General features: G+C 71.5%; 26 protein-coding genes and 1 pseudogene. 3 read left to right on the plus strand and 24 right to left on the minus strand.

Features of this window, described 5'->3' with window-relative positions; genetic code table 11:
* Genes ACERM0_RS13375 through ACERM0_RS13390 form a run of 4 tightly spaced genes read right to left on the minus strand, consistent with a single transcriptional unit; the run spans nt 1 to nt 5,708 of the window.
* On the minus strand, nt 1-1,611 hold the full coding sequence (locus tag ACERM0_RS13375) for a 5-guanidino-2-oxopentanoate decarboxylase (RefSeq protein ID WP_373679108.1): 1,611 nt from the start codon (nt 1,609-1,611) through the stop codon (nt 1-3).
* Nucleotides 1,608-2,450 carry an SDR family oxidoreductase gene (locus ACERM0_RS13380; RefSeq protein ID WP_373679109.1) on the minus strand — a complete coding sequence of 281 codons (843 nt, stop codon included), beginning with the start codon at nt 2,448-2,450 and terminating at the stop codon, nt 1,608-1,610. Before ACERM0_RS13380 ends, ACERM0_RS13375 begins: the two co-directional genes overlap by 4 nt.
* Nucleotides 2,434-4,569, minus strand: coding sequence for an acetate--CoA ligase family protein (locus ACERM0_RS13385; protein ID WP_373679110.1), 2,136 nt, complete (start codon nt 4,567-4,569; stop codon nt 2,434-2,436). The genes ACERM0_RS13380 and ACERM0_RS13385 overlap by 17 nt, the downstream gene beginning before the upstream one ends.
* Nucleotides 4,566-5,708 carry an acyl-CoA dehydrogenase family protein gene (locus tag ACERM0_RS13390; RefSeq protein ID WP_373679259.1) on the minus strand — a complete coding sequence of 381 codons (1,143 nt, stop codon included), beginning with the start codon at nt 5,706-5,708 and terminating at the stop codon, nt 4,566-4,568. The genes ACERM0_RS13385 and ACERM0_RS13390 overlap by 4 nt, the downstream gene beginning before the upstream one ends.
* Between ACERM0_RS13390 and ACERM0_RS13395 the strand changes: the two genes are divergently transcribed.
* Nucleotides 5,652-5,786, plus strand: a complete 135-nt coding sequence (locus ACERM0_RS13395; protein WP_373679270.1) for a hypothetical protein — start codon at nt 5,652-5,654, stop codon at nt 5,784-5,786. The two genes, ACERM0_RS13390 and ACERM0_RS13395, sit on opposite strands and share 57 nt — an antisense overlap.
* On the opposite strand, the gene ACERM0_RS13400 is transcribed toward ACERM0_RS13395, so the two are convergent.
* The 14 genes and pseudogenes from ACERM0_RS13400 to ACERM0_RS13465 all read right to left on the minus strand — a co-directional run.
* Nucleotides 5,780-6,922 carry an ABC transporter ATP-binding protein gene (locus tag ACERM0_RS13400; RefSeq protein WP_373679111.1) on the minus strand — a complete coding sequence of 381 codons (1,143 nt, stop codon included), beginning with the start codon at nt 6,920-6,922 and terminating at the stop codon, nt 5,780-5,782. The genes ACERM0_RS13395 and ACERM0_RS13400 overlap by 7 nt on opposite strands.
* A complete protein-coding gene (locus ACERM0_RS13405) occupies nt 6,919-7,737 on the minus strand; it encodes an ABC transporter permease (RefSeq protein WP_373679112.1) in 819 nt (272 codons plus the stop codon). The genes ACERM0_RS13400 and ACERM0_RS13405 overlap by 4 nt, the downstream gene beginning before the upstream one ends.
* Nucleotides 7,734-8,660: an ABC transporter permease gene (locus ACERM0_RS13410; protein ID WP_373679113.1), complete on the minus strand. Its 927-nt coding sequence runs from the start codon at nt 8,658-8,660 to the stop codon at nt 7,734-7,736. Before ACERM0_RS13410 ends, ACERM0_RS13405 begins: the two co-directional genes overlap by 4 nt.
* Nucleotides 8,657-9,712, minus strand: coding sequence for an ABC transporter substrate-binding protein (locus ACERM0_RS13415; protein ID WP_373679114.1), 1,056 nt, complete (start codon nt 9,710-9,712; stop codon nt 8,657-8,659). The genes ACERM0_RS13410 and ACERM0_RS13415 overlap by 4 nt, the downstream gene beginning before the upstream one ends.
* Before the next feature lie 115 nt (nt 9,713-9,827).
* Nucleotides 9,828-10,799 carry a tRNA (adenosine(37)-N6)-dimethylallyltransferase MiaA gene (gene miaA, locus ACERM0_RS13420; protein WP_373679115.1) on the minus strand — a complete coding sequence of 324 codons (972 nt, stop codon included), beginning with the start codon at nt 10,797-10,799 and terminating at the stop codon, nt 9,828-9,830.
* Complete coding sequence (locus ACERM0_RS13425; protein ID WP_373679116.1) at nt 10,796-11,530, minus strand: hypothetical protein; 735 nt, start codon at nt 11,528-11,530, stop codon at nt 10,796-10,798. Before ACERM0_RS13425 ends, miaA begins: the two co-directional genes overlap by 4 nt.
* Nucleotides 11,527-13,026, minus strand: coding sequence for a tRNA (N6-isopentenyl adenosine(37)-C2)-methylthiotransferase MiaB (gene miaB, locus ACERM0_RS13430; RefSeq protein ID WP_373679117.1), 1,500 nt, complete (start codon nt 13,024-13,026; stop codon nt 11,527-11,529). Before miaB ends, ACERM0_RS13425 begins: the two co-directional genes overlap by 4 nt.
* Before the next feature lie 161 nt (nt 13,027-13,187).
* Nucleotides 13,188-13,484, minus strand: coding sequence for a hypothetical protein (locus ACERM0_RS13435; protein WP_373679118.1), 297 nt, complete (start codon nt 13,482-13,484; stop codon nt 13,188-13,190).
* Nucleotides 13,485-13,546: 62 nt separating this feature from the next.
* Nucleotides 13,547-13,693: a hypothetical protein gene (locus ACERM0_RS13440; protein ID WP_373679119.1), complete on the minus strand. Its 147-nt coding sequence runs from the start codon at nt 13,691-13,693 to the stop codon at nt 13,547-13,549.
* A gap of 95 nt (nt 13,694-13,788) precedes the next feature.
* Nucleotides 13,789-14,682 (minus strand): DUF2382 domain-containing protein, encoded by an 894-nt coding sequence (locus tag ACERM0_RS13445; RefSeq protein WP_373679120.1) that lies wholly within the window; start codon nt 14,680-14,682, stop codon nt 13,789-13,791.
* A 185-nt stretch (nt 14,683-14,867) separates the two neighbouring features.
* Entirely contained in the window at nt 14,868-15,500 is a 633-nt protein-coding gene (locus ACERM0_RS13450) for a PRC-barrel domain-containing protein (protein WP_373679121.1), read from the minus strand.
* A gap of 126 nt (nt 15,501-15,626) precedes the next feature.
* Nucleotides 15,627-16,382 carry a regulatory protein RecX gene (locus ACERM0_RS13455; protein WP_373679122.1) on the minus strand — a complete coding sequence of 252 codons (756 nt, stop codon included), beginning with the start codon at nt 16,380-16,382 and terminating at the stop codon, nt 15,627-15,629.
* 2 nt (nt 16,383-16,384) lie between these two features.
* Entirely contained in the window at nt 16,385-18,553 is a 2,169-nt protein-coding gene (gene recA, locus ACERM0_RS13460) for a recombinase RecA (RefSeq protein ID WP_373679260.1), read from the minus strand.
* Nucleotides 18,527-18,733 (minus strand): annotated as a pseudogene (locus tag ACERM0_RS13465) (DNA recombination/repair protein RecA); the annotation flags it as partial. The pseudogene ACERM0_RS13465 and the gene recA, both read right to left, overlap by 27 nt.
* A gap of 321 nt (nt 18,734-19,054) precedes the next feature.
* Between ACERM0_RS13465 and ACERM0_RS13470 the strand changes: the two are divergent.
* A complete protein-coding gene (locus ACERM0_RS13470; protein ID WP_373679123.1) occupies nt 19,055-19,777 on the plus strand; it encodes a PolC-type DNA polymerase III in 723 nt (240 codons plus the stop codon).
* Here the strand turns inward: ACERM0_RS13470 and ACERM0_RS13475 are convergent.
* The 6 genes from ACERM0_RS13475 to ACERM0_RS13500 all read right to left on the minus strand — a co-directional run bounded on the left by ACERM0_RS13475 (nt 19,769) and on the right by ACERM0_RS13500 (nt 25,214).
* Entirely contained in the window at nt 19,769-20,086 is a 318-nt protein-coding gene (locus ACERM0_RS13475) for a DUF6506 family protein (protein WP_373679124.1), read from the minus strand. The two genes, ACERM0_RS13470 and ACERM0_RS13475, sit on opposite strands and share 9 nt — an antisense overlap.
* A gap of 91 nt (nt 20,087-20,177) precedes the next feature.
* Nucleotides 20,178-20,735 (minus strand): RNA 2',3'-cyclic phosphodiesterase, encoded by a 558-nt coding sequence (gene thpR / locus ACERM0_RS13480; protein WP_373679125.1) that lies wholly within the window; start codon nt 20,733-20,735, stop codon nt 20,178-20,180.
* Between the two features lie 6 nt (nt 20,736-20,741).
* Nucleotides 20,742-22,046 (minus strand): CinA family nicotinamide mononucleotide deamidase-related protein, encoded by a 1,305-nt coding sequence (locus ACERM0_RS13485; protein ID WP_373679126.1) that lies wholly within the window; start codon nt 22,044-22,046, stop codon nt 20,742-20,744.
* Complete coding sequence (pgsA, locus tag ACERM0_RS13490) at nt 22,043-22,675, minus strand: CDP-diacylglycerol--glycerol-3-phosphate 3-phosphatidyltransferase (protein ID WP_373679127.1); 633 nt, start codon at nt 22,673-22,675, stop codon at nt 22,043-22,045. Before pgsA ends, ACERM0_RS13485 begins: the two co-directional genes overlap by 4 nt.
* Nucleotides 22,672-24,294, minus strand: a complete 1,623-nt coding sequence (rimO, locus tag ACERM0_RS13495) for a 30S ribosomal protein S12 methylthiotransferase RimO (protein ID WP_373679128.1) — start codon at nt 24,292-24,294, stop codon at nt 22,672-22,674. Before rimO ends, pgsA begins: the two co-directional genes overlap by 4 nt.
* A gap of 137 nt (nt 24,295-24,431) precedes the next feature.
* Complete coding sequence (locus ACERM0_RS13500; protein WP_373679129.1) at nt 24,432-25,214, minus strand: helix-turn-helix domain-containing protein; 783 nt, start codon at nt 25,212-25,214, stop codon at nt 24,432-24,434.
* 181 nt (nt 25,215-25,395) lie between these two features.
* Here ACERM0_RS13500 and ACERM0_RS13505 point away from each other — a divergent pair, with 181 nt between their 5' ends.
* Nucleotides 25,396-25,707, plus strand: a complete 312-nt coding sequence (locus ACERM0_RS13505; RefSeq protein ID WP_373679130.1) for a hypothetical protein — start codon at nt 25,396-25,398, stop codon at nt 25,705-25,707.
* Nucleotides 25,708-25,806: the final 99 nt, after the last annotated feature.

The following is a 25,806-nucleotide window of genomic DNA, read 5'->3' on the forward strand; positions in this document are numbered from 1 at the left end:
TCACCTCCCGGTGGCCGGAGCACCGGCCAGCGCTTCATCAACGTGCAGCAGGGTGGGTCGGTCGGTGCAGAACGCCGCCTCGAGGAGTTGCGGGAGGTCCGCGAGGTCGGTGATGCGATGGGCGTGACAGCCGAAACCGCGGGCGACGGCCGGGAAGTCGACGGTCGGGAGCTCGGTGCCCAGCGGCCGTTCGTCGCGCTCGAGCATCTCGCGCCGGATCTCGCCGTAGCCGCGGTTGTCGACGACCACCACGGCCAACGGCAGACCGACTTGGGCAGCGGCCGCGAGCTCCGCGACCGTGAACATCAGTCCACCATCACCGAGCAGGGCCAGCACGTCGGCCTGCGGTCGCGCCAGCTTGGCCCCGATCGCCGCCGGTAGGCCGTACCCGAGCGTCCCCAACCCGGTCGGGTAGAGGAAGGAGGCGGGGCGGTGCCGCGGCAGGTTCGTGAGCGCGCCGTAGTAGCACACCATCGCGCTGTCGCCGGCGACGACGCTGTCGGCAGGCAGGAATCGGGCCAGGATCTCGATCAGACCGACCCAGGCGGCTCCCTCGACGCGTGCGTCCTCGTGCAGCCGGTTGCGCCACCGGGCGGCTCGGGTCTCCGCCGTCGACGGATCGGGTGCGGGCGCAAGCGCGGCGGTGAGCGCCTCGAGGGTGGCCGCGGCGTCACCGACCAGACCCACGTGCGGTCGGGCATTGCGCAGCACCTGCCCAGGGTCGACGTCGATGCGTACGAGACGGCCGTCGAGCGGCAGAGGGCCGTTCCACAGGTCCGATGGCGCGAGTTCTGTCCCCACGGCGACGACGGCATCGGCGTCCTCGACGAGCGCCGCGATGGTCGGATGGTGCAGCCCCGCGCCAACGGACAGCGGATGGGCTTCGTCGAACGTGCCCTTGCCGTTGGTGGTCGCGACGACGACGGCGCCGAGGCGTTCGGCCAGAGCGCGGACGTGCGTCGCGGCGTGCCGGGCGCCGCCGCCCACGATCACGACGGGTCGCTGGCTGGGCGCCAGGAAGCGCGCGGCATCGCCGATCCGCGCCGGTGGGGCAGCAGACCGCGCGATCTCGACCGGTTCGACGTCGGTGACGGTGCCCGAGGTCTCGAGGAGGTCCAGCGGCACCTCGAGATGTACCGGGCGCGGCCTGCCGGCCGTCATCGACGCGAAGGCTTCGGCCACCGCACCAGGGATCTCGGCCACGGCGGTCACCCGGTGGCTGTAGGCGGTCACGGCGTCCATGGCGCGGGTCTGGTCCTTGACCTCGTGCAGGTAGCCGTTGCCCCGACCCGGGTGGCCGAGTGGCAACCCTGGTGAGACGTGCAGCACGGGGACCGAGTCCGAGAAGGACTGCGCCGCGGCGGCGGCGGCGTTGAGCGCGGCCGGACCCGTGGTGGTGATCGCGACGCCGGGCCGTCCGGCCACACGGGCGTAGCCGTCGGCGGCGTAGCCGGCCCCCTGCTCGTGGCGCGGGGAGACATGGCGGATGCCGTACGCCGACAGGTGCGCGTAGATGGCGAGGTTGTGGGTGCCGGGGATACCGAACGCCGTGTCCACGCCATGCGCGGCTAGGGCGCGGACGACGGCTTCCCCGCCGGTCATCGTGGTCACGGCTTGCCTCCCTGCGTTCCTGCCGACATGAGGACGGCCGCCGTGTCGGCCGGCTGGCCGTAGACCTGCTTGCCGAGCCACTGGCCGCCGTCCACGGTGAGCACCTCGCCGGTGATGTAGGCGGCGCGCTCGTCGAGCAGGAACGCGGCGCTGTCGGCGATCTCCTCGGCAGTTGCGAAGCGCCCCGCTGGCACGCTGGCGAGCACCTGGGCACGCGCTTCCGGTGTCGCCCACAACGCGCTGCCTGCACCGGCCGTTTCGGTCGGACCTGGCGCGATGCAGTTGACGCGGACGCCCCTCGCGCCCCACTCGACCGCCAGAGTCCGCGTCATCGCGAGCACGCCGGCCTTCGCGGCGGCGCTGTGCACGGTGCCAGGATGACCGTGCCACGCGTAGCTGGCGATCACGTTGAGGATCACGCCGCGGCCTTGGCCGAGCAGGTACGGCGCCGCGGCGTGGACGACGTTGAACGTGCCGTTGAGCACGATGTCGACCACGGCCCGCCACCCGCCCGGCGACAGGTCCTCCGCGGCGCAGACGAAGTTGCCGGCGGCGTTGTTGACGACGGCGTCGAGCTGTCCCGCCCAGTCGACGATGCCGGTCACCGCCGCAGCGACGGCGTCGGGATCGCGAACGTCGGCCGTGAAGGCGCGAGCGCGGCCACCACGTTCACGAGCGAGCTGGACCGTCTCGTCGAGCGGCTCCTGCCGGCGTCCGAGCACTGCCACTCGAGCTCCGTCCGCCGCGCAGCGCAGCGCAATGGCTCGACCGATGCCGCTGCCGCCACCGGTGACCAGCACGACACGGTCGGCGGCAAGCGGTTTAGAGGATTCGTGCACGTGTTTGCTCCCCAGGATTGTTCGCGCCTGCAGGCGCGGAAGGCGATGCACCCTGCGTCGTGGTGACGAGCGCATCGACGGCCAGCGCGCCGGTGTGATCGACACGGAGTGGGTTGAGCTCGACCGCGGCCCACTCGGGGGTCGCCGCGAGCAGGTCACCAAGGCCGACAGCCGTGCGCACGATGGCGTCGATGTCGACCGCGGGACGCCCCCGCCATCCAGCGAGCAGCGGTGCACACCGCAGCCGCTGGAGCATCCCGCGAGCCGTGGAGACGTCCAGCGGCGCGAGTTCGACGGCGCCGTCTCGGTGAAGCTCCGCCTCGGTTCCGCCCGCGCCGATGAGCACCACCGGACCGAACGTCGGGTCGCGGCGGGCGCCGACGATGAGTTCGACAACGTGCGGGCGCCCATCGAGCTGCTCGAGCACCCATGTAGGTCGTCGGAGCCGACGAACACCCTCGGTGTAGGCGGCTCGGACGTCGTCGGCGGTCGCCAGGCCGAGCAGCACCCCGCCGAAGTCGCTCTTGTGCTCGAGCCAGTCCGCCTTGAGCACGTACGGACCTGGCACGGTCCGCAGTGCCGCCTCGAGTTCGTCCGGCGTGCGTACCAGCGCGCCGGGCGGGTAGGCGATGCCGCGAGCGAGAAGCGCCTCCCTCGCCGCCCAGTAGCCGGCGGCAACCGGCTGCGGAGTCTCGGGTGGTACCGCGAGGTCCCGGCCAGCCCGGCCGGCCAGTTCCACCGTCGCGCCGAGGGCGGTCAGCGTGGCGTCGATGGTGCGGTAGGTCGGCACCCCGGTGGCACGCAAGACATCGACCGTGCTCGAGGAAGCACACATGCTGTGCACCAGCACCGGCTTGCCGGTGCGGTGGGCCGTCGCGGCGATGCGGCGTGCGGCGGTGGCCTCGCGCCCCGCCAAGTGTGGGGTGTGGGCTGCGTAGCTCCCGAAGTAGCCGGTGAGAACGACGGCGTCGACGTCGGGATCGCCACTGACGGTCTCGACCACGGCGGCGTAGTTGTCCAGGTCCTGCTCGCCTGCGCCCGCCAGATCCACCGGGTTGGAGACGGCTGCCCCACCGGGCAATTGCGCGGCCAGTCGCGTACGAGCGTCATCGCCCAGCGGCGAAACGGTCAGGCCTCGTGCGGTGGCGACATCGGCGGCGACGGCGCCCTGGCCGCCACTGTCGCCAACGACGACGACTCGACCACCCCGCGGCAGCGCGGGCAGATCGACCAGCGCCTGAGCCACGTCGATCAGCTGCGCCGGCGTCTGCACCCGCACGGTTCCGGCGGCGCGGCAGGCGGCGTCGACGACGTCCAGCGACGAGGTCAACGCTCCCGTGTGAGACCGTGCCGCGGTCCGGCTCGCCTCGCTTCCGCCGACCGTCAGCAGGACGGCCGGTTTGCCGGCGTGCCGCAGTCGCCGCAGCGTGCGGATCATGGCCCTGCCGTCACGGAAGCTCTCGATGTAGATCGCGACGACCCGCGTGGACTCGTGGTCCACGAGGTCGGCCACGGCCTCCTCCACGCTGATGTCGGCCTGGTTGCCGATGGAGACGAACCGGGAGACGCCGAGGCCGGCCTCGGCCGCCAGGTCGGCCAGTTCGGATCCGAGCTGGCCGCTCTGGCTCACGATGCCCAGCGAGCCGGGCTCGAAGGTGCCCCAGGCCAACTGCAGTTCCGACTCGGCGTCGTAGAGTCCGAGACAGTTGGGCCCGAGCAGCCGTGCTCCCGCGGCGCGGATTCGGGTAGCCAACTCCCGTTCGGCCCCCGGTCGGCCCGTGACTTGGTCGAGCCCGGCCGTGATGCCGATGAACCCACGGCTGCCTCGCGCCAGAGCTTCCTCGACGACCGTCTCGACGTGCTCGGCCGGCGTGCAGAGCACCACGAGCTCGGGTGCCTCAGGCAGCTCGGCGATCGAGCCAAGCGTCGGAACTCCGCCGACCTCGGTACGCCGCCGATTCACCAGGTACACCCGCCGGCGATGCCGGCCCGCCAGCGCCCCGGCCGCGAGCCAGTAGCCCCACTTCGACGTGTCGCTGGAGGCACCGACGACGGCGACCGAGGCCGGCTCGCGAAACGCGGTCAGACTGCCCAGGGAAGCGGGAACGGTTGCCGTCACGCCCGTGCCAAGGAGCGTGAGATGATGAGCCGCTGGATGTCGGAGGTGCCCTCCTCGATCTCCTCGAGCTTCGCGTCGCGCAGCCACTTCTCGACGAGGAACTCGCGGGAGTAGCCCCATCCGCCCAGCGTCTGCATCGCGGCCCAGGCGCACCAGAAGGCATTCTCGGAGCCCATCAGCTTCGCGATGGCCGATTCCTCGCTCACCGGTAGGCCCTGGTCGTAGAGCTTCGCCGCCCGCACGGCCAGGAGGTGCGACGCATCGGTGCGGGCCGCCATGTCGGCCAGCCGGAACGCCACCGCCTGGTGTTCGATGATGGGCCGGCCGAACTGGTGCCGTTCCCTCGCGTAGTCGGTGGCGGTGTCCAGCGCAGCACGTGCGAGGCCAGTCGATGCCGCGCCGATGAGGATCCGCGATGCGTCGAAGGTCCGCATCAGACCGTAGAAGCCCTGGCCTTCCTCGCCCAGACGGTTGTCGACGGGGACACGGACGCCCTCGAGGAACACCTCCGCGCTCACGATGGCCCGCTGACCCATCTTGCGCATCGGCTGGCCCACCGTCAGCCCGGTGGTGCCGCGGTCGACGACGAAGGCGGTCACCCCGCGAGAGCGCAACGTCGAATCGACGGTCGCGAACACGACCGTGCGCTCGGCGTAAGGCGCATTCGAAATCCAGGCCTTCTGGCCGTTGAGAATGTAGTGATCACCGTCGCGAACGGCGCGTGTCTGCAGCGCGGCCGCGTCGGAGCCGACGCCCGGCTCAGTGACGGCGAGGGCGGTCATAGGCGGGTCGTACGTGCACAGCGGCTCCAGCCAGGTCTTGCGTTGCGCGTCGGTCCCGAGCTCCTCGACCGGAGCGGCGAAGAAGCCGTTCGACGTCAGCAGGTTGCCGATGCCGATGTCGCCATAGCACAGTTCCTCCTGCACGAGGACCTGCGTGTAGAGGTCGGTGACGCCACCACCACCGACGGCTTCGGGAAGCATGAAGCTCGTCAGGCCCGCCCGGCTGGCCGACCGCCACAGGTCCATCGGGGACTCGACGTCGTCCTCGTCGACGGCGCGGGCGCGGGGGCGGATCTCCTGATGCGCGAAGTCGCGCGCGAGATCGACGATCATGCGCTGCTCGTCGGTGAGGTCCATCGCGTCGCGGATGTGTCGGGACATTGGTCTCTCTCGTTCCGGGCCGGCGGGGCCGACCGGCGGTCGCTCGATCAGTGAGGCGCGGTGAGGTGCTTGCTCGGCACTGGACCTGGAGCTTGCTGCCCCCGGTCCGGCTGGCCGCCGACGGGGATCACGATGGCGTCGGCGCCATCCCAGCTGGCCAGCACGGCGGAGCCCGGACGTGGCGGCGGGCTGCTGGCCGGCGTCCGTAGGACCAAGACACGGCCATCGTCGAGGACGAGCTCGCTGCGGAACTCCGAGCCGAGGTAGATCGTCTCACGGACCACCGCTGGCAGTGCGTCCTCGGGGCTGTCCGGGGGCAGCAGACGCAACTTCTCGGGGCGGATGACCACTGCCACCCGAGGACCGGTGATCCCGTCGGGGGTACTCAGGCTCCGACCGGTCACCGTGTCATGGCAGATACCGGCGCGGACGTCACACAGGAAGACGTTCGATTCACCGAGGAACTCCGCGGTGTAGAGCTCGACTGGGTGTTCGTACAGCTCGACGGGTTCACCGACCTGTACCACGCGTCCGTCGCGCAGAAGCGCGATCCGGTCCGACATGGCCAGCGCTTCTTGCTGGTCGTGCGTGACGAAGACGAAGGTGATGCCCAGCTCGCGGTGCAGGCGCTTGATCTCCAGCTGGAGCTGCTCCCGAAGCCGTTTGTCGAGCGCACCGAGGGGTTCGTCCATCAGCAACACCCTGGGGTGGAACACGATCGCGCGAGCGAACGCGACCCGTTGCTGTTGCCCGCCGGACAGCTCCGAGGGCCGCCGTTCCGCGAGGTGCGCGAGCTCGACGGTGTCGAGCGCCTCGAAGACCCTGCGGCGTACCTGCGCCTTCTCCACTCGGCGACGGCGCAACGGGAACGCGACGTTGTCGAAGACGCTCATGTGCGGGAAAAGGGCGTAGTGTTGGAACACCATCCCCAGATCGCGCTTGGACGGGGGGACCCTGGTGAGGTCGCGACCGTCGACCTCGACGGCGCCGGCCGTCGGAGGGACAAAACCGGCGAGGATGTTGAGGAGGGTCGACTTGCCCGACCCGCTCGCACCGAGCAGCGTGATGAACTCGCCGGAGCGAATGTCCAGGTCGACGCGGTCCAGAGCGACGACGTCCCGGTAGTGCTTCGAGACACCCTTGATGCGGATGGGCGCACCGGTCGCCTGTGGCGTGGCCGCGGTGGTCATGCTTCCTCCTGCACGCTGGGGCGGGCACGTCGACGGCGGACGAGTCGGGCGACGCCCGCGACGGTGAACATCGTCAAAGTCATGAGCAGCAGCAGACTCGAGATCGCCGCGACCGTCGGGTCGACGGAGACACGGACCCCGGACCACATGCGGACGGGCAGTGTGGTCATCTGCGGACCCGACAAGAAGATGCTGGTCACGACCTCGTCCCACGAGATGACGAACGCGAACAGGGCACCGGCCAGCATGCTGGGCGCAATCAGCGGCAGCGTGATGCGGAAGAAGGTCGTCACCGGCCCGGCCCCGAGGTTCATTGCCGCCAGCTCGAGCCGTCGATCGAAGCCGAAGAGGGCCGCAGCGACGTTGATGGCGACGTAGGGCACGGCGAGCGCCGTATGGACCGCGACGAAGCCGACGGTGGTCTCCGTGAGCCCGAGCTGCAGGGACACGGCGTAGACCGCAAGGCCGATGATGACGTAGGGGACGATGATCGGGGCGAGGACGAGCGCGGTCAGCAGTGAGCGAAAGGGCAACCGGCCGCGCACGAGCCCCAGTGCGGCAAGGGTCCCAAGCACCACGGAACTGACGGTGACCAGCAAGGCGACACGCAGGCTGACCCACGCGCTCTCGATCCAGGTCGGGCTCGTGAAGAAGTTTTCGTACCAGCGCAGCGACCACTGCTGTGGCGGGAACTGCAGCATGCTGCTGTCGGAGAACGACATCGGGATGATGACCATGACCGGGAGCAGCAGGAACGTCGCCGTGAGCAGAGCCGAACCAATGAGCGCACCGCGCGTGAGCCGCCGGGCGGTCATCGGTCGACCCCGAGGTGTCGGCGCAGATCCACGAACCGGTTGACAGTGGCCAAGAGCAGCATCGTGGTGACCAGCAGGATGGCCGCGAGCGCCGCAGCGAAGCCCCAGCGCAGCACGGCGCTGACCTGCTGGACGATCAACTCCCCCAGCATGATGTTGCCGGGTCCGCCGAGCAGTGCCGGCGTGATGTAGAAGCCGAGGGACTGGATGAACACGAGCAGCAGCCCGGCAGCTACCCCCGGGATGGTCAGCGGCACGAAGATCCGCCAAAAGGCGTAGGCGGGGCGCGCACCGAGACCCTCCGCGGCTTGGACCAGTCGAAGGTCGATGGCGCGCATACTGGCGTACAGGGGCAACACGAGGAACGGCAGCAACACCTGCACCATGCCGATGGTCACGCCGACGAAGTTGCGCATGAGTGCGAGGGGTTCGTCGATGACCCCCAGCGCGAGCAGGGTCTGGTTGATCACGCCGGTGTTGCCCAGCAGCAGCACGAGCGCGAAGCTGCGGACGAGCAGACTCGTCCAGAACGGCACGAGCACGACGACGAGCAAGACCGAACGCCAGAACGGTGACGCGAGCGTCATCAGGTAGGCGTACGGATAACCGATCAGCAACGTCACGCCGGTGACCAGCAACGCCGTCACGAAGGTGTTGACGAGGACGTTCAGGTAGACCGGACTGCCGAAGAAGGCGCGGTAGTTGTCGAGCCCGAGCGTCGGGTCCGTGAAACTACGGCTGAAGATGATGGCCAGCGGGACGACGAACACCACCAGCAGGTAGGCGATCAGCGGCAGCGTGAGCCCACCCCAACCGTCCAGCGCGAGCCGTTCGCGCCAGCTGGCCCTGGTCCCCGGACGGGCGTGCCCCACCGGCTGCGGCGCCTCGGGTGGCGCCGCAGCCGAGCCGGTGAGGGCTGTCACCCGGCCATCCACTCGTTCATGCGCTCGGACACCGGGTCGTAGTGCTCCGCCCAGTACGAGTAGTCCATCACGGCCGCCCGCTTCGCGGCGTTCGCTGCGCTGGTGGGCAGTTCGTCGCCGACGTGCGGCTCGACGAATTCCATGGCCGCGTCATTGACCGGCGCGTACGCACTCGCATTCGCGTAGTCGGCCTGCGCCTCCGGGGAGTTCAGGAACCAGTTCATCCACTCTTGGGCGAGGTCGGTGTGCGGATACCCGTTGGGAATGATCACGTGGTCGTAGGACAGGAGGTGTTCGTTCCACTCGTTGGCGACGGGCTGCCCTGCCTGCGCGGCTTCGAAGATGCGACCGTTCCATGCCTGGATCAGGGGCACCTCGCCGCTCGACACGAGCTGGACCTGCTCCTGGCCGGTGTCGTAGAAGACGATGTCGTCCTTGATCGTGTCCAACTTGGCGAAGGCGCGATCGATGTCGAGCGGATAGAGATCGTCCGGCGCCACGCCGTCGGCCAACAATGCCGCCTCGAACATCGCTCCGGTCGCGTAGCGCCAGAATCCCCGCTTGCCGGGGAACGCCTCTGTGTCGAAGAACTCCGCCCAGGACGTGGGGTGCTGACCGGTTGGGTACTTGTCGGTGTTGTAGGCGATCGTGAACGCGTACTCGAGGATCGGCACCGCGCAGTCGTTGACGAACTGCGGATCGATGGCCGAGACGTCGATGACGTCGAAGTCCAACGGCGTGGCCCAGCCGTTCTCGCAGGCCGTGACGGCGAAGTTCGGTTCCACCTCGACGGCACCCCAAGTCACGCGATCCGACTCGACCTGGGCCCGGATCTTGGCGTAGTCGCTGGGCGAGTCCTGCCGGATCTCGACGCCGCGCTCCTCCGCCCACGGCATGACCAGAGCATCAACGGTGACCTGTTGGTCCTCGCCACCCCACATGACGACCGTCAGCTCCGACGCCTCACTGCTGGATGCAGCCTCCTCCGATGAATCGGGGCTGGCTCCACAGGCCGTCGCCAGCATGGACAGGGCGACCACCGCAGTGGTCATGCGGGCACCACACGTCGAACGCATCGAGTCTCCCAACTCTCCCGGGCGCTAGATTGACTGGCGCGTCAGTCAACTTTGCTGCACTGGCGACTGCCTGTCAAGGAAATTCATCTCGTCAGCCGTGGGAAGGGCGACGTCGCTGGCGGGACATCGGGACCGGTGTCGGCGGGTCGGGCGTCCAGGCGGCGAGCACCTCGGTCGGCGGGGTCGGGACACACCTGGGGTCGGCACGGAACCAGCTCCGCTGGCGCTTGGCGTAGCTCCACGTCCGCTTCGCGATCGCGGCCGCGAGGCCCTCGCGCGGGGCCGTTCCGTCCAGGACGTCGGCTGCCTCGGCGTACCCGATGGCCTTGGCGGCGGTGCTCGACAGCCCGCGCGGCGCGGCACGCAGCGCGGCGACCTCGTCGAGCAGGCCGTCGGCGACCATCTGGTCGGCACGCCGGTGGATGCGGGCACGCAGTTCGGCGGCGGGCGGCTCGAGGTAGGCCACCCGTAGGTCCGGATAGATCGACGTGTAGTGCTGCCAGGCGTCGTGGAAAGCGGAGAAGCGCTCGCCGGTCAGCTCGATGACCTCCAGCGCCCGGACCGTGCGCCTGACGTTGGCCGGTTCGATCCGGGCCGCGGCGGTCGGATCGAGGGTCGCGAGGTGGGCGTGGGCGGCCGCCGGCTGCTCCCACCAGCGGGCCTCCAGCGCCGCGCGGACGTCGGGGTCCGTGGGCGGGAAGCGCAGGTCGTCGACGACGGCGCGGAAGTACAGTCCCGACCCGCCCACCAGCAGCGGCGTCGCCCCGCGGCCGGCAACGTCGGCCACGGCGGCGCGGACACGTGTCTGGAACCATGCAACCGTGACCTCCTCCCACGGGTCGCACAGGTCGAGCCCGTGGTGGGGGATCTCGGCCTGCTCGGCCGCGGTCGGCTTGGCGGTGCCAATGTCCAGGCCGCGGTAGACCGTGAACGCGTCGACGGCCACCAGTTCGGTGGGCCTGCCGGCGCGGCTGCGGGTGCGGGCCACGTCCAGGGCCAGCGACGACTTGCCGCTGGCGGTCGGTCCGACGACGGCCAGGACCGGGCTGGTGACGGGCGTCATGCCGTCGCGGCCTCGCTCGCCACGAGCCGGCCGGCACCGTCGACGACGTGGTGCTCGACGGCCGGGAACGGCGCCCGGCCGGCCGCGGCGGTGAGCAGCACGGTCAGCGGCGCCCACCCGGCCGCGCCGTGGACCGTGGCGGCCGCCGGCCCCAGTTCGCTGAAGGCGTCGAGGTCGTTGCCCGCCACCGCGGTGACGGCGGCCTGGTCCCACGCGATCGCCGCCGCGAGGTCGTCGGCGCCGCGGCGGCGGGCCAGGTCGCCGCTCGCGACGAGCGCGATGCGGCGCTGCGTGGCACGGGCGGCCCCGATGATGCCGGCAGCGGTCGCCTCCAGGGCCTGACGTCCCGCGCCGCGCGGCACCGTGACGGGCTGGACGCAGGCGTCCGGCTGCACGGTGCTGACCAGCAGCGCCAGCGCCGCGAGGTCGCCGGCGAGCCAGTCGTCGCGGACGCGCGGGATCTGGCCTCGCGAGGTGAGCGCGCCCAGCAGTTCCTCGTCGTGGCGCAGCTCGGCGCGGACGTCCGGCAGGCCGCGCTGCGACAGCGACGCGCCCGAGGCGTCATGGACGAGGGCCTCGTGGCCGGCCGCGAGCAGGACGAAGGAGTCGACCCGCGGCAGCGCCGTCAGCGTGAAGTCCACGGCGGCCCGCAGCGCCCGCACCGTGTCCTCGCTCGCGCCTTCGAAGAGCGCGACCGCCGTCGGCAGGACGGCCCGGCCGACCAGGGTCACCGCACGACCGGCACGGACGTCAGCACGGGCAGTCGTAGTCCTGCCGCGCCCGGGGTCGGGGGCGTCTGCGCCGGCAGGCCGTGCCCTTCGCCGCGGGCCAGGGCCGCCCCGGCGGCCAGGCCGGCGGCCGTGCGACGCAGCACCCCGGCCTCGCCACCGATGGCGTAGTTGGTGGCGGCCTCCACGACCTCGACGGTGACCAGGTCGCCGGGCGCGAACGCGGGCGTGCCGTCGGCGGCGCCCTGGGGGGCCGGGAAGTGCACCAGGTGGTTGCCGCGTGTGCGGCCCGACCACCGCGACGGGTCGGTCTTCGACGGCGCCTCGACCAGCAGTTCCTGGCTGGTGCCGAGCAGCCGCTGGTGGGCGGTCAGCGACTGGGCGCGGGTCAGGGCCTCCAGCCGGCCATAGCGCTCGCGAACCACCTCGGCCGGCACGAACTCGTCGACCAGGTCGGCCGCCGGCGTACCGGGCCGTGGCGAGTACTGGAACGTGAACGCCTGGTCGAACCCGACCGCGTCCACGACCTCGAGCGTGGCCTCGAAGTCCTCGTCGGTCTCGCCCGGGAACCCGACGATGATGTCGGTCGTGAGCGCGGCATCGGGCATGAGCGCACGCGTCTTGTCCACCAGGGCGAGGTAGCGCCGGGCACGGTAGGAGCGCCGCATGCGCCGCAGCACCCGGTCGGAGCCCGACTGCAGCGGCAGGTGCAGGTGGTGGCAGACGTTGGGCGTCTCCGCCATCGCGTGCAACACCTCGTCGGTGAAGTCGCGCGGGTGCGGCGAGGTGAATCGGACCCGTTCGAGGCCGTCGACCCGGCCGAGTTCGCGCAGCAGGTCGGCGAACTGCGATGCGCCGGCGAGGTCACGCCCGTAGGAGTTGACGTTCTGGCCGAGCAGGGTCACCTCGACGACGTCGTCGGCGACCAGCGCCTCCACCTCCTCGACGATCTCACCGATGCGACGCGAGCGTTCCGGACCGCGCAGGCTCGGCACGATGCAGAAGGTGCAGCTGTTGTTGCAGCCGACGGCGATCGACACCCAGGCGTGGTGGCGCACCGAGCGCTTGGCGGGCAGGGCCGAGGGGAAGGTCTCCAACTGCTCGACGAGTTCGACCACGGGGATCGCGGCCGAGTCGGCCTGGGCGAGCAGCTTGGGCAGCTCGGGAAGGTTGTGGGTGCCGTAGACGACGTCCACCCATGGCGCCTTCTCCGCCACGGTGGCGCCGTCCTTCTGTGCCAGGCAGCCGCCGACCACGATGGTGAGGTCGCGGCCCTCGCGGCGGCGCTCGTCCTTCAGGCCCTTCAGGTGACCGAGGGTGCCGTAGAGGCGGTTGTCGGCGTTCTCGCGTACGGCACAGGTGTTCAGCAGCACGAGGTCGGCCGACGCCTCGTCGGCGGCGCGCCGGTAGCCGAGGGTCTCCAGCAGGCCGGCGGCACGACCGGAGTCGTGCTCGTTCATCTGGCAGCCGAAGGTGCGGACGGCGTAGGTCTTTGGCACAGCGGAACTCACAGGCCGACACGGGGAAGCTCGGATGGTACGCCAGGACCGTACGTCGGCCCGGCGACGCCTGTGGCCGGATCGTGCCGGCGGTCCTGCCGACCTCGTGGCGCGGCTCCGTACCTGGCCGACGCGCGCCGGCGGTCGCCGTGACGGCGTCGTCAGGGGGCGCCGTCGCCACCCTCGCGGGCCGTGGTCAGCCGCTTGCGGTTCTGGTGGTGCTCCGGCAGGCCGGCGTCGCTGTGGGTACCGCGCCCGGCGGCGACGAACGCCACCAGGACGATGCCGAGGAGCGACGCCGAGATGACGTCGCCGGGGACGGTGACGAAGAACACGACGAGCCCGGCGAGCAGCGCGTACCCGAACCAGGCCCGGCGCTGTGACTGGCCGGTGAAGAGCCCCAGCGCGACGGCGAGGACGGGGACGCCGACGATCACCCAGGCCTGTACGACGTCCACGGCGCCTCCTCGCTCACCCGCACCACGTGGTCCTCAGGCTAGCGGAGCCGGCGGCTGCGGCCTCAGTCGGGATCCTTCGGCAGCTCGCCCTCGTTGGGCGGGTCGTCCGGTCCCTCGGAGGGCACGGTCGTCTCGCCGCCCTCGGGTGGCAGTGGCGCGGTCTCGTCGAGCAGTCCAGGATCCTCGTCGCGCCGGTCGGGGTCGCTCACGATCGTTCCTTCCTCGGCAGGTCGTGTGACACGAAGGTGGCGGCGCCGGGCAGGGCCCGCGCGCCGCCACCTCGCTCAACGGTCACCGATCGGCGTCAGCGCTGCTGGTCGCGCGACTCCTCGAGCCCGGCGACGTCGATCTCTTCCTTGCGGACGTCTTCCTCGACGCGCTCCTGCTCGGTGTGGACGTCCTTCTCCAGCCGGACGCGCTCCTTCGGCACCGCCCGCTTCTCCACGACGGGCTCCTCCTCGTGGAGGATGACCTCGTGCTCTTCCTCGGAGATGGCAGGGCCGCTGGTCGCCGCGTCGACGTTGCCCTCGGTGATGGGCTCGCGCTCGAGGTGGACCTCCTCACGCTGGACCGGCACGGTCTTGGTTACGTGCTCGGTCACGACGTGCTTGCGCAGGCGCACGCGCCCGGCCTCGTGGCGCTCCTTGCCGACGTGCAGCTCCTCCTCGGAGCGGGTCATGGCATCGTCGGTGGTGGGCCCACTGGTGTCGTGCCCGGCCGTGCCGAACTGGTTGCGGTCCTCGTCGAGCGTGCCACCGGTCACACCGGCGGTGCCGCCGGTCATGCCGCTCGTGTCGCCGCCGATCCCGCCGGTCTCGGTGCCGGCCGGCTGGGTCGTGTCCTGGGCGGTCGCGTCGTCGCGGAGGTTCTCGCCGTAGCCCTGCTCGTACGGCATCCCGTAGTAGCGGTAGAGCTCGGCTTCCTCGGACGGGTCGAGGTGGCCCTCGGCGTCGATGTTCGGGGCGTCCTTGACCTTGTCCTTGGCGTAGCCGACGTGGAGGTCGTCGTCGGTCAGGTTCGCGTCCTGGATGGGCACGAACGACGAGCGTGTGCCGAACAGCCCCGTGTTGACGAGGGCGAAGGTGGGCTCACCGGTCTGGTCGTCGACGAAAACGGTGTCGACGCTGCCGATGCGGTCGCCGTCCTGGTCGTAGGCGGTCGCGCCCATGACGCGGTCGAGATCCTGCTTCGTGATCATGTGTTCCCTGTTCCGTCGGGGATGTCCATGCCTCAACGAAACCGGACGAAGCACGCATCTGCGACCCTCTGGTGCCCGCCAGCGCCGGGGTCACAACGTCCCCTGTCCGGCCATCGGCAGGACCTCCGGGGACCTCGTCCGGTTCAGCTGACGGCCACCTCCCCACGGTTGCCCGCAGCGCCCCCTCAGCGGTCGGCGACGGTGCCGCGATCAGGATGTCGTGTCGTGGTGGTGGCGTCGGTCGAGCCTTGCGACGCATCGGGGTCGTCGTACATCCTCGGTTCCTCGGCGTGTCCGACCGGCGCTCCGAGGCGACGCAGGCGCAGCCGCTCGTCCGGCGCGACCATGGGGCCGTCGAGCATGGGGTCGATCCCCTGGTCGGCGATGAGGTCGGCCCCGGACGGCAGGTGACCGCCGGCGGGGGCGCCCGTCCCTTCGGCGTCGGTGGCGCGCGACGCGTCACCGTCGTCGGCGGCGTCGGAATGGGCGGACGTCACGTCGTCGGCGAGTGGGATGCCGTAATAGCGGTACAGCTCGCGCTCGTCGGCGGCGGCGAGGTGCTCGTCCACGTCGATGTTCGGCGCGTCGTGGACACGATCCTTGGCGTGGGCCACGTGCAGGTCGCCGTCGCGGAAGTTGGCGTCGACCAGCGGCACGAACGACGACCTGGTCCCGAACAGGCCGGTCGTGACGGCGGCGAAGGTGGGCTCTCCGGTCTCCGTGTCCACGAACACCGTGTCCACCGTCCCCAGCTTCTGCCCATCGCGGTCGTAGGCGGTCGCCCCGATCAGCTCGTAGAGGTCCTGCTTGCCGTACATCGCTCCCCCGGTTCGCTTGGGTGAACGATCACGGAAGCGCACCGTGGGCCCACCGGAGCGGGCTGGCTGCCGCCGCTCGTCCGGGGCCGAGGTGTCGACGCGTGGGCACGTCAACGCGTCAACGCGTCAGTGACCGGCGGTTCGCTGGGCGTCGCGGGCGGTGAACACGGCTTCGCGGGCGACCTTGCGCGCCAGTCCTTCGGCATACCCACGCCGGACGACGTGTGCGGCCACACGCCGGAAGGCGGCCTCGGGCGCCAGGCCGGTGCAGCGCGCCGCCTTCTCGCTCGCCAGCGCGTACGCGGCCGCCTCGGGGTCCTCGGCATCGGCCGGCGTCAGCGCACGGTCGAGCAGTGCGGCGTCGAAGCCGCGTTCGCGCAGGTCGCGGCGGATCCGCGCGGGGGCGTGACCCTTGCGGCGGCGCTCGTCGACGAGCGCGGCGACCATCGCCTCGTCGTCGACCAGCCGTTCCCGGCGGGCGCGTTCCAGGGCCTGCTCGACGACCGCAGAGGGGGTGCCCCGCCCGCGTAGCTTGTCGCGCAGGCGTGCCTCGCTCTGCGGTGCCATCGCGGTGGAGCGGCGCAGGAACGCGACCGCTTCGGCGACGTCGTCGTCGAGCCGGGGGGCCGCCGGGTCGGGCGTGGCGGCGCGCTCGTCGGCGCGCCGCACGGCCTCGTCGTGTGCCTCGGCGGCCAGGCGGCCCGCCTCGCGAGCCGAGGTGGGCGGAGCGGGCGAGGACGCGTCCGGCGCGGCGGGCCCCTGTGCCCCACCGCCCTCCTGGGCCGGTTCCGGGGCCGTGAGCGGGACCCGGATGGGATCACGCGGCACGCCGCGCTGCGCCAGCCAGCGCTCGGCGTCCTTGAAGCCGCCCGCTTCCGACACGCTCAGCCCTCCAGGTCGTCGGCGTCGTCGGCGGCCAGCGGGTTCACGCCGAGCTTGTCCTTGACCTTCTTCTCGATCTCGGCGGCGACGTCGACGTGCTCCTTCAGGAAGTTGCGGGCGTTCTCCTTGCCCTGCCCGAGCTGCTCGCCGTCGTAGGTGTACCAAGCACCCGCCTTGCGGATGATGCCCTCCTCGACGCCGACGTCGATGAGCGAGCCCTCCCTGGAGATGCCCTCGCCGTAGAGGATGTCGAACTCGGCCTGCCGGAACGGCGGCGCGACCTTGTTCTTCACCACCTTGACACGCACCCGGTTGCCGACCGCGTCGGTGCCGTCCTTGAGCGTCTCGATCCGGCGCACGTCCAGGCGCACCGAACTGTAGAACTTCAGCGCGCGCCCACCCGGGGTCGTTTCGGGCGAGCCGAACATGACGCCTACCTTTTCACGCAATTGGTTGATAAAAACAGCACATGTCTTGGACTTGCTCAACGAACCGGAGAGCTTCCGCAGCGCCTGCGACATCAGACGGGCCTGCAGGCCGACGTGGCTGTCACCCATCTCGCCCTCGATCTCCGCGCGCGGGGTGAGTGCGGCGACCGAGTCGATGACGATGAGATCGACCGCGCCGGAGCGGATCAGCATGTCTGCGATCTCCAGCGCCTGCTCGCCCGTGTCGGGCTGCGACACCAGCAATTCGTTGATGTCGACGCCGAGCGCCTTCGCATAAACCGGGTCGAGCGCGTGCTCGGCGTCGATGAACGCCGCGATCCCACCCGCCTTCTGGGCTTCGGCCACCGCGTGCAACGCCACGGTGGTGTTGTGGGACAGGACGCCATTGGCGAGGAAGCTGTGCGTCCCAGGCACAACGACGTCAAAGGTCGGCACCGAACCCACCGCCTCGATCGCGGTGATCCGCTCGTAGGTGAGCGGACGTGCAGCGAGCTCGTGCAGTTGCGCCACCAGCGGGCGCGCGCTGGCTGGGACGTGCTTGGACTCGATCCACTCGAGCACGGCCAGCAGCCGGTTCGGCGAACAGTCGATGCTGCCGTCGGCCCGACCCGTGAGGTCCGTACGCCGCAGGTCGCCGATCAGCGCGTCGAGTTTCCGATCCCCACCCAACGCGTCGCGCAGGTCGAACAGCAGCTCACGGACGTGGGGCAGGTGTTCGTGACGGGACGCCGGCGAGGTACCCGGTGCCGTATCGAGGTGGCGCTCGACCTGTGCGGCCCGGCGTTGCGAGCGGAAGCCGATCTGCTCCAGGAATCGGTGCACGGCGCCCGCGCCGACCAGGACCGTGTGGTAGTCGCGGTCGAGTTCGTCATGGTGGCGCTCGAAGCGCGTGGCCGGGATGCCCAGCCCGTACAGCAGCAGTTGAACCTGCTCGGCCAGCGTCACCGAAGCCGTGGTCAGTCCGATGCCGGGCCCCTGCTCGATCCAGCCGTCACCCTCGTACAGAGCGGACAGGAACGCGCGCTGGACCTTCGGCCCACCGGTCCGAACGGCGTGCGGGATCTCCTTGTCCGCGGAGAGACCGAAGCCGAGCCCATACTCGTCCGCGAGCCGTTTCCGGGCTGCGGTGTCGTGGACGCAGTGCTCCTTGCCCTGGTAGGTGACGACACGGTCACGGCTGACGCCGAGGACATGCTCGAGCAGGGAGACGTACTCCTCGTAGACGTCGGGGTCGTACGCGTTGGTGAAGTTGATGGCGTGGCGCGCGTTGTCACCCAGGGAACCCTCGGCCACCAGATAACCGAGCAGCACCGCCTCGTCCTCCGTGAGCTGGCTACCGCCGGGTGAGGCGTCGGCACCGAACAGCGCCGACACCAACACATCGCCGTGCCGCAGCTCTGCAACTGTGCGCCAAACGATGCGTCCCCGCTCGTTAAGCACCCGGAGCGGATGGTTTGCGGTCGCCTCAACATGACGGCCCGACTCGAGCGTGACGCGCCAGACCGGCTTGCGGTTGTTGTGCGTCACGCCAGCCATCAGCTCGAGGTTCGCCTCCTCGTTGACGAGGCGGACGCCGTAGTCGCTGACGTCCGTGACCCTGGACGTGCAGCTCGTCGGCTGATCGACGCGGAAGAAGAGCTCGTCGACCGTTTCCAGCCCGTGGTCGGTCCACACGTAGGTGCCGGCCGGCAGGCACTTGCCGGAGCTCTCCGGACCGTAGATCTCCACGACCCGGCCCTTGGGCAGGCCGCCGATGCCGAGCGCCAGGTCCAGCGACAGGGCCCCGGTCGGGATGGCGGCGACCTTGACCGCGGCCTCGTCGCCGAGCTTCATCAGCGAGCCCTTGCCGAACTGCTTCTCGATGTTGGCGAGCGCCAGGTCGAGGGCCTTGTCCTTGTCCACGGGTGCCTCCCGGTGGGCCCGCCGCGTCCCGGCAGGCGAATCGTCGTGTCGGTGGAGCGTCACGGTACGTCGCGGCTGCGACACGGTGGCGGATGCGCTCGGTCGCCGCTGTGGACATCGACGTTACCCGAACGGGTGTTCGGATGCGAGCACCCACGAAGCGTCCGTCCACCGGTGCCCGCCGACGTCCCGCGGCCGTGACACGGGTCCCGGCTACGGTGTGGCCGACCGATCCCCACCGAAGGCAACGACCCCATGGCCGACGCCCCCAACGAGCGTGTCAGCCCGCCCGCGAAGAGGCGTCGCAACGGAACGCGGTTCGTGTTCGTGGACACGGAGGCCACCGGCCTCGACCACGAGCGCCACGAGCTGACCGAGGTGGCCTGGATCGTTCGTTTCGAGGACGGCCGCCAGGAGGAACGTCAGTTCTTCCCGCAGCACACGATCGACGGCGCGGACACCGACGCGCTCACCCTGACCCGCTACCACGACCGCATCGCGCCGCAGGACAAGACGCCGGCCGAGGAATGGTTGACGCTCTTCCTCGAGGACGCGCAGGACGCCGTGCTGGTCGGCGCGGTGCCCGACTTCGACGCCCAGCACCTGGAGCGGATGTGCCGCAAGCTGGGGCTGGAACCGACCTGGGACCACCACCTGCTGGACGTGGAGACGTTGGCCCTGCCCCTGATCGCACCTGGCCCCGAGGCGCCGCGCAGCCTCGCCAAGACGTGCGCCGCGCTGGGCATCCCGCACGACAAGGACCAGGCCCACGGCGCGCTCTACGACGCCCGCCAGGCCATGCGCGCGTTCGACCGGATCTGGGAACTGCTCGCCGACCTGCGCGCCAACGACGACCCGCTCCCGGCGCCGGTCCCGCGCGAGGTCAACGGCAACGGCAACGGCAACGGCAACGGCCAGGGCCACGGCAAGGGCAACGGCGGCACGGTCGAGCCGGCCGTCGCTCGCCAACTGGAAGAGGCCGCGCCGGTCGACGCCGAGGCTCCCGCGCAGCGCGCCGAGCAGGCCGCGCACGGCTCAGACTGACGATCGCTCCGCGACGGCCCCGCCGAACGCCGCCGCACCAGGAATCGCGTCGACCGCGAAGGTGACGTGCCCGACCGGGACGCGGTCACCGACGGCTGCCGCCACACGGGCGGCATCGGGCAACGGGAAGCCACCACAGAGCTCGATCAGGCGCACGCCCTCGTCCACGAGCTGGCCCGCCACCTGCACGGCCATGGCCGCGTCGGGTACGGGCACCAGCAGCGTCCGCAGGCCCGCCCGTTCGACGACGTGGCGGTCGGCGACCGGATCGGTGTCGGGATGCTCGTAGACATAGGCCCACTGGATCATCGCGGCTCCTGGATCTCGGGAAGACCCCCGGCACGCTAGGACCTCGACTTTGCTCGAGGTCAAGCGCCGACGCGGCACCGGCGCGATTCCCTCACCAGGTCGGATACCGCCCGCCCAGTGGTGCGTCGTGCTCCACGGCGTAGCGGGCGGGTCCCTTGCCCAGCCGTGACGACCACAGCTGCAACGAGGTGGCCCGCCAGCGCACCTCGGGCACCTCGAGGCGGTCCACCAACGAGCGGTCGACGGCCCGCCGGCGGCTGCGTGCCACCGTCACGTGCGCATGGACGTCACGCCGCTGCACCGGCAGGTCCGCGGCCTCCAGGGCCTGCTGCACCTGTTCCCCCAGGCGGGCGACGGCACCGGCGGGCTCGTCGTCGACCCCCAACCACAGCACGTCGCGGCGGAACCGGCCCACCGCACCGGACGCCAGGTCGATCGCATCGGCGCCGCCGGCCACGGCGCCAAGGACCGCGACGACCGTGTCGACGCGGTCGTCCGGCACCGTGCCGAGGAACGCCAGCGTCAGGTGCCAGCCCTCGGCACGGGTCCAGCTCAGCCCCTCGGATGCCCGGTCACGCAGCGGCTGCACCGCCGTGTCCAGCGCCGTGCGCAGGTCCGCGGGGATGGGCAGCGCGACGAACAGGCGCATGCCGCCTCAGCGCTCCTGCAGGCGCCGCCGCAGCAGGTCCAGGCCGGCGCTGCCGAGCCGCTTGATCACCTGCTGCCGATCGCCGGGCAGCCGGCGCCCGTGCACCTCGACGTGGCCGTCGGGGTGGGCCAGCGCCCAGAAGGTGGTGCCGACGGGCAGGCCGTTCTGCGGCTCGGGTCCGGCGCAACCGGTCACGCCGATCCCCCAGTCGGCGCCGAAGCGCTCGCGTGCCAACCGGGCCAGCTCGCGGGTGACGGCCTCGCTGACGGGTCCGTGCTCGTCGAGCAGGGCGCGGTCGACGCCGAGCACCTCGTGCTTCACGTCGGTGTCGTAGACGACCATCCCGCCGAGCAGCCCGTGGGAGGCCCCCGGCACCGTGCCGAGCCGGGCCGCGATGTCCCCGGCGGTGGCGGACTCGGCGGTGGCGACGGTCTGGTCGACGTCGCCGAGCAGGCGCAGGACGACGTCCTCGAGGCCTTCCTCGTCCACGCCGGCCACGGACCCGCCGAGCGCGTCGATGACCTCCTCCAGCAGCGGTTGGGACGCCTCGCGCGCCTTGTCCGGGTCGTCGGCGCTGACGGTCAGCCGGACCTGGATCTCGTGCGAGCGGGCCAGGAACGACAGCTCGACCTCGTCGCGGTCGCCGACGATCGGTTCCACGACCTGCGCGACGTCCGACTCGCCCCGGCCGATCACGTGCACCACGCGGGTGACGGTCGCGCGCGCTCCGGCGATGGCCTGGACCTCCGGGGCCACGTCACGGTGGAACAGTTCGCGCAGCTCCCACGGGACCCCGGGCAGGGCGTAGACGCGTACCGGCTCGGGGTCGGTCATCGTGATGGCGAAACCCGGCGCGGTCCCGACCGGCGGGAACGGACGCGCCCCTTTGGGAATGCCCGCCTGACGGGCGTTCTGCGGCGGCATGGAACGGCCCATCGCCGCGAAGCGCTGGAGGATGGCCTCCTCGAGGTCGTCGTGGTGCTCGAGCGACACGCCGGCGGCGGCCGCGACCGACTCGCGCGTGCGGTCGTCGGAGGTGGGGCCGAGCCCGCCGCCGCACACGATCACGTGCACCCGCGCGGCCAGCCAGCGGAGTGCGTCGACGAACTCCTCGGTGTCGTCGCGCACGGCGAGGTGGTGCACCACCTCGACGCCCATGTCGCGCAGCTGCGACGACAGCCACGTCGCGTTGGTGTCGGTCAGGTCACCCAGGAGCAACTCGCTGCCGACCGACACGATGGCGGCCCGCGGGATCTCGCCAGCCGGGCGGATCTCCAGGCCGTCGATGACGCCGGTGTCCTCGTTGCTCATGTGGGGTCTCCTTCGCGTCGCGTGCGGACGAGCCGGCCCGCACGGAAGGCGTACTCGATGCCGGACCAGATGGTGAGCACGATGGCGACGTCCAGGACGAGCTCCGCCACGCCCGTCGGGACGCCTGGCGCCAGGAACGCCGCCACGGCCACCACCTGCGAGACGGTCTTGGCCTTGCCCCAGTTGCTGGCCGGCATGACGAGGTCGAGGCGCCGGACCAGCCGCACCCGCAGCAGGGTCACCGCGACCTCACGGGCGATGATCACGTTGACCGCCCACCACGGCAGGTCGCCGACGACCGCCAGGCTGGCGAGCGAGCCGATGATCAGCAGCTTGTCCGCGATCGGGTCAGCGAGCTGGCCCCAGCGCGTCACGCCGTTCCAGCGGCGCGCCACCCAACCGTCGATGGAGTCGGTGGCGGCGGCGAAGACGAACACCGCGAACGCCCACCACCTGGCCGTGTCGCCCTCGCCGTCGACGGCGAGCAGCCACAGGATCACGGGGACGAGCAGCGCGCGCAGGAAGGTGAGCAGGTTCGGCACGTTGAACCAGTGCGGCTCCGGTGTGCGCAGGTCGGCGAGCGGTACGACGTCTGGCTCGCCGTCCTGCGGCCGCGGCTCGTCGGTCACGAACCGGCCGAGCGTCCGTCGTCGGCGGTCACGCGTGCGACCAGGTCGACCCCGACGGCCTCGACGACCTCGACCCGCACGCGGGCACCCACGTCGAGGTCGGCGGGCCGGCCGTCGGCGTCCACCACCTCGATCTCCCCGTCCGTGTCGGGTGCCTCACGATAGGAGCGCGCGAGGGCGACGGCGCCATCGACGGTGGGCCGCTCCTGCACGAGCACGTCCAGTTCCCGGCCCACGAAGCGGCGGGCGGCTTCGTCGGCGAGCCGCTCCTGCAGGTCGGACACGCGCTGCAGCCGGTCCTGGGCGAGCTCGGCCGGGACCTGGTTCGGGAACGACGCCGACGCCGTGCCGTCCTCCTCGCTGAACGTGAACAGGCCGACCCAGTCGAGCACGTGCGTGGCGAGGAAGTCCTCCAGGGCGGCGACGTCGTCGTCGGTCTCGCCCGGGAAGCCGAGGATGAAGTTGGACCGGAACACGGCCTGCGGGTCGAGGCCGCGGATCCGCTCGATCAGGGCCCCGAAGCGCTGGGGGTCGCCGGAGCGTGCCATCGCCTTCACCACCGGAGCGGCGACGTGCTGCAGCGACAGGTCGAAGTACGACGCGACCTTCGGCAGCTCCGCCATCGTCTCCAGCAGCGGCAGGGTCAGCTCGGCCGGCTGCAGGTACATCAGCCGGATGCGCTCGAGCCCGTCGATCTGCGCCAGCTCGCGCAGCAGCGTGGGCTGCAGGCCGCGGCCGCCGGGCAGGTCCTTGCCCCACGAGGTGGTGTTCTCGCTGACCAGCACGAGCTCGCGGGCGCCGCCTTCGACGAGCCAGGCCGCCTCGGCGAGCAGCTCGTCCAGGGGGCGGCTGCGGAAGCGGCCCCGGAAGGACGGGATGGCGCAGAAGGTGCAGACCCGGTCGCAGCCGGACGCGATCTTGAGGTACGCCCAGGGCCGCGGCACCCCGCCGGTCTGGGGCAGGCGTACGGGGAAGCGCGGCCCCGAGGCCGGCACCCGGTCGAGCGCGTCCTGCGCGGTGGCCGCCGGCGTGGCCGTCCGGGGCGCCTCGGGCGGCAGCTCCAGCGGCTGCAGGCCGAGCACCAGGTGCTCGAGGTCGTCGGCCGTGGACGGTGCCGACACGGGCAGCGCCGGGGCGTGCGCGTCGCCGACCGGCGCCACCATCAGCGGCAGCTCGCGCCGTGCGGGTCGGGCACCGGGGTGGGCCTCGCCCACGCCGATGACGCGCTCGCGCTGGCGGCCGGCCAGGACGTCGTCGACGACGCTGGGCAGCGTCGCGTAGCCGTCGAAGCCGACGATCGCGTCCGCCTCGGGGATGGCCTCGGCGAGCTCGTTCGGGTAGCGCTGTGCCATGCAGCCGACGACGAGCACGGCGCGCGCCCGCCCCTCGTCCTTCAGCTGACACGCCTCGAGGACGGTGTCGATCGACTCCTGCTTGGCCGGCGCGATGAACGTGCAGGTGTTGACGAGTACCACGTCGGCCGACTGCGGGTCGTCCACGACCTCGCGGCCCTCGCGGTGGAACAGCCCCGCCAACTGCTCGGAGTCGACCTCGTTGCGGCCGCAGCCGAGCGTGACGACGGCGACGGCGTAGGCGTCCGTGGAGGGGGCGGCTGACACGTGTGGGGTCCTCCGGGCGGGACGCGGCGGGACGGGGTGGCGGGGCGGCGTGCGGACGGTGACGGTGGTCGGCGGCGACCTGGCGGCACCGGTCGTGCGGGAACCGATGGTGTCGACCGGCGGGGCCGGTGCAGGGCTCAGGCGGTCTCCGCGCCGTCGGCAGTGAACCGCACCTCGACGACCTGGCCGCGGGCGCCCAGCGAGTCGACCTCCTCGCCGTTGACCTGCGCCCGTACGCCGCCGGCGTTGCCGAAGCGGACGACGACCTCGTCGGCGCCGTCGCCGCCGAACGCGCGGGTCTCGCCGGCGGGCACGGTCTCCTCGAGCACCACCGACCCGTCGATCGTGACGCGCATCCAGGAGCTCTCCTCCAGCGCGAGGAGCACCTCGACGCCGTCGAAGGTGGGTTCGGGCTCCGGCTCGGGCTCCGGTTCGGCGTCGGCCGCGTCGTCCTGGTCGCCCGCCTGGTCGGGATCCTCGGTCTGCACCGGCGCGGGCGGCGGCGAGGCGGGATCCTGGCTGGCCTGCTGTGGGGCCCGTCCGGAGCCGAGCGTGCCGATGAAGGCGAGCCCGGCCAGCACGACCACGGCCACCAGGACCCAGGCGATCCACGGCGGCGGTGCGTTGCGCGGCGTCGGCCGGGTGGCGGCACCGGAACTGACCAGCACGGTCGAGCCGATCTCCTCGCCGTGTTCGCGTCGGTAGGTCTCCAGCAGCGGCTGCGGATCGAGCCCGAGCTCCGCCGCGTAGTTGCGCAGGAAGCCCTTGGCGTAGATGTCGCCGCCGAAGACCTCGAACCGCTCGTCCTCGAGCGCGCGCAGATAGTCGGACCGCGTCCGCAGGACCTGCGCCACGTCCTCGACGGAGCGCCCACGATCCTGGCGCGCGGTGCGCAGCGCCTCGCCGATACCCGTGCTCACGCCTGCTTGGCCCTCGTCTTCGTGCACGACGGTCTCCGGGTCACACACGGCACCCGAGACTTCCGCGCCAAGCCTACGACGACCGGCCGACGACCGCACGATGCGCGCCGCCCGCGACCGCCACCGGCGGTGGTGGCGGCCGATGTCTGGGTCGCGCAGCGGTGTGGCTACGATGCGCGCCATGAACGCAACCTCGAAGATCCTGCGCTCGTCCGCGGCCGCGTTGGCGGCCGTCGTCCTCGTGGCCGGCCCCGTGTCGGCCGCCGAGGAGCCCGCTGCCGAGACCGGCACCGAGGCGGGCACCGAGGCCCCCGTCGGCGACCACGGCGAGGCCGAGGCCGGCAAGTACCAGATCGCGGACACGCCGCGTCAGCAGGTCGGGCTGATCCTGCTCGGCGCCCTGGGGGTCGGTGCCTGGCTGGCCGCCGGCAACGCCCGCCGACAGCTCAAGGGCGAGCGTCCCCAGGCGACCGGCGAGTTCCGCTGGCGCTGACGCACACCGCGCCCCGAACCACGAGAAACCGGCCTTCGGGCCGGTTTCTCGCCGTCCGGGGCGGCGACCCGCGCCCGCCCGAGGAGACGCCCGCCGTGC

The organism is Egicoccus sp. AB-alg2 (assembly GCF_041821065.1).
Lineage (GTDB): Bacteria > Actinomycetota > Nitriliruptoria > Nitriliruptorales > Nitriliruptoraceae > Egicoccus.

What these genes read in the sequence shown, in the direction of transcription:
- miaA (WP_373679115.1), bottom strand. Translation starts at nt 10,799, where the DNA reads ATGACGCCCGTCACCAGCCCGGTCCTGGCCGTCGTCGGACCGACCGCC.
- ACERM0_RS13405 (WP_373679112.1), bottom strand. Translation starts at nt 7,737, where the DNA reads ATGACCGCCCGGCGGCTCACGCGCGGTGCGCTCATTGGTTCGGCTCTG.
- ACERM0_RS13415 (WP_373679114.1), bottom strand. Translation starts at nt 9,712, where the DNA reads ATGACCACTGCGGTGGTCGCCCTGTCCATGCTGGCGACGGCCTGTGGA.
- ACERM0_RS13400 (WP_373679111.1), bottom strand. Translation starts at nt 6,922, where the DNA reads ATGACCACCGCGGCCACGCCACAGGCGACCGGTGCGCCCATCCGCATC.
- ACERM0_RS13475 (WP_373679124.1), bottom strand. Translation starts at nt 20,086, where the DNA reads ATGATCCAGTGGGCCTATGTCTACGAGCATCCCGACACCGATCCGGTC.
- ACERM0_RS13390 (WP_373679259.1), bottom strand. Translation starts at nt 5,708, where the DNA reads ATGGACCTCACCGACGAGCAGCGCATGATCGTCGATCTCGCGCGCGAC.
- ACERM0_RS13395 (WP_373679270.1), top strand. Translation starts at nt 5,652, where the DNA reads ATGCGCGAAGTCGCGCGCGAGATCGACGATCATGCGCTGCTCGTCGGT.
- ACERM0_RS13485 (WP_373679126.1), bottom strand. Translation starts at nt 22,046, where the DNA reads ATGAGCAACGAGGACACCGGCGTCATCGACGGCCTGGAGATCCGCCCG.
- ACERM0_RS13505 (WP_373679130.1), top strand. Translation starts at nt 25,396, where the DNA reads ATGAACGCAACCTCGAAGATCCTGCGCTCGTCCGCGGCCGCGTTGGCG.
- ACERM0_RS13445 (WP_373679120.1), bottom strand. Translation starts at nt 14,682, where the DNA reads ATGATCACGAAGCAGGATCTCGACCGCGTCATGGGCGCGACCGCCTAC.
- thpR (WP_373679125.1), bottom strand. Translation starts at nt 20,735, where the DNA reads ATGCGCCTGTTCGTCGCGCTGCCCATCCCCGCGGACCTGCGCACGGCG.
- ACERM0_RS13450 (WP_373679121.1), bottom strand. Translation starts at nt 15,500, where the DNA reads ATGTACGGCAAGCAGGACCTCTACGAGCTGATCGGGGCGACCGCCTAC.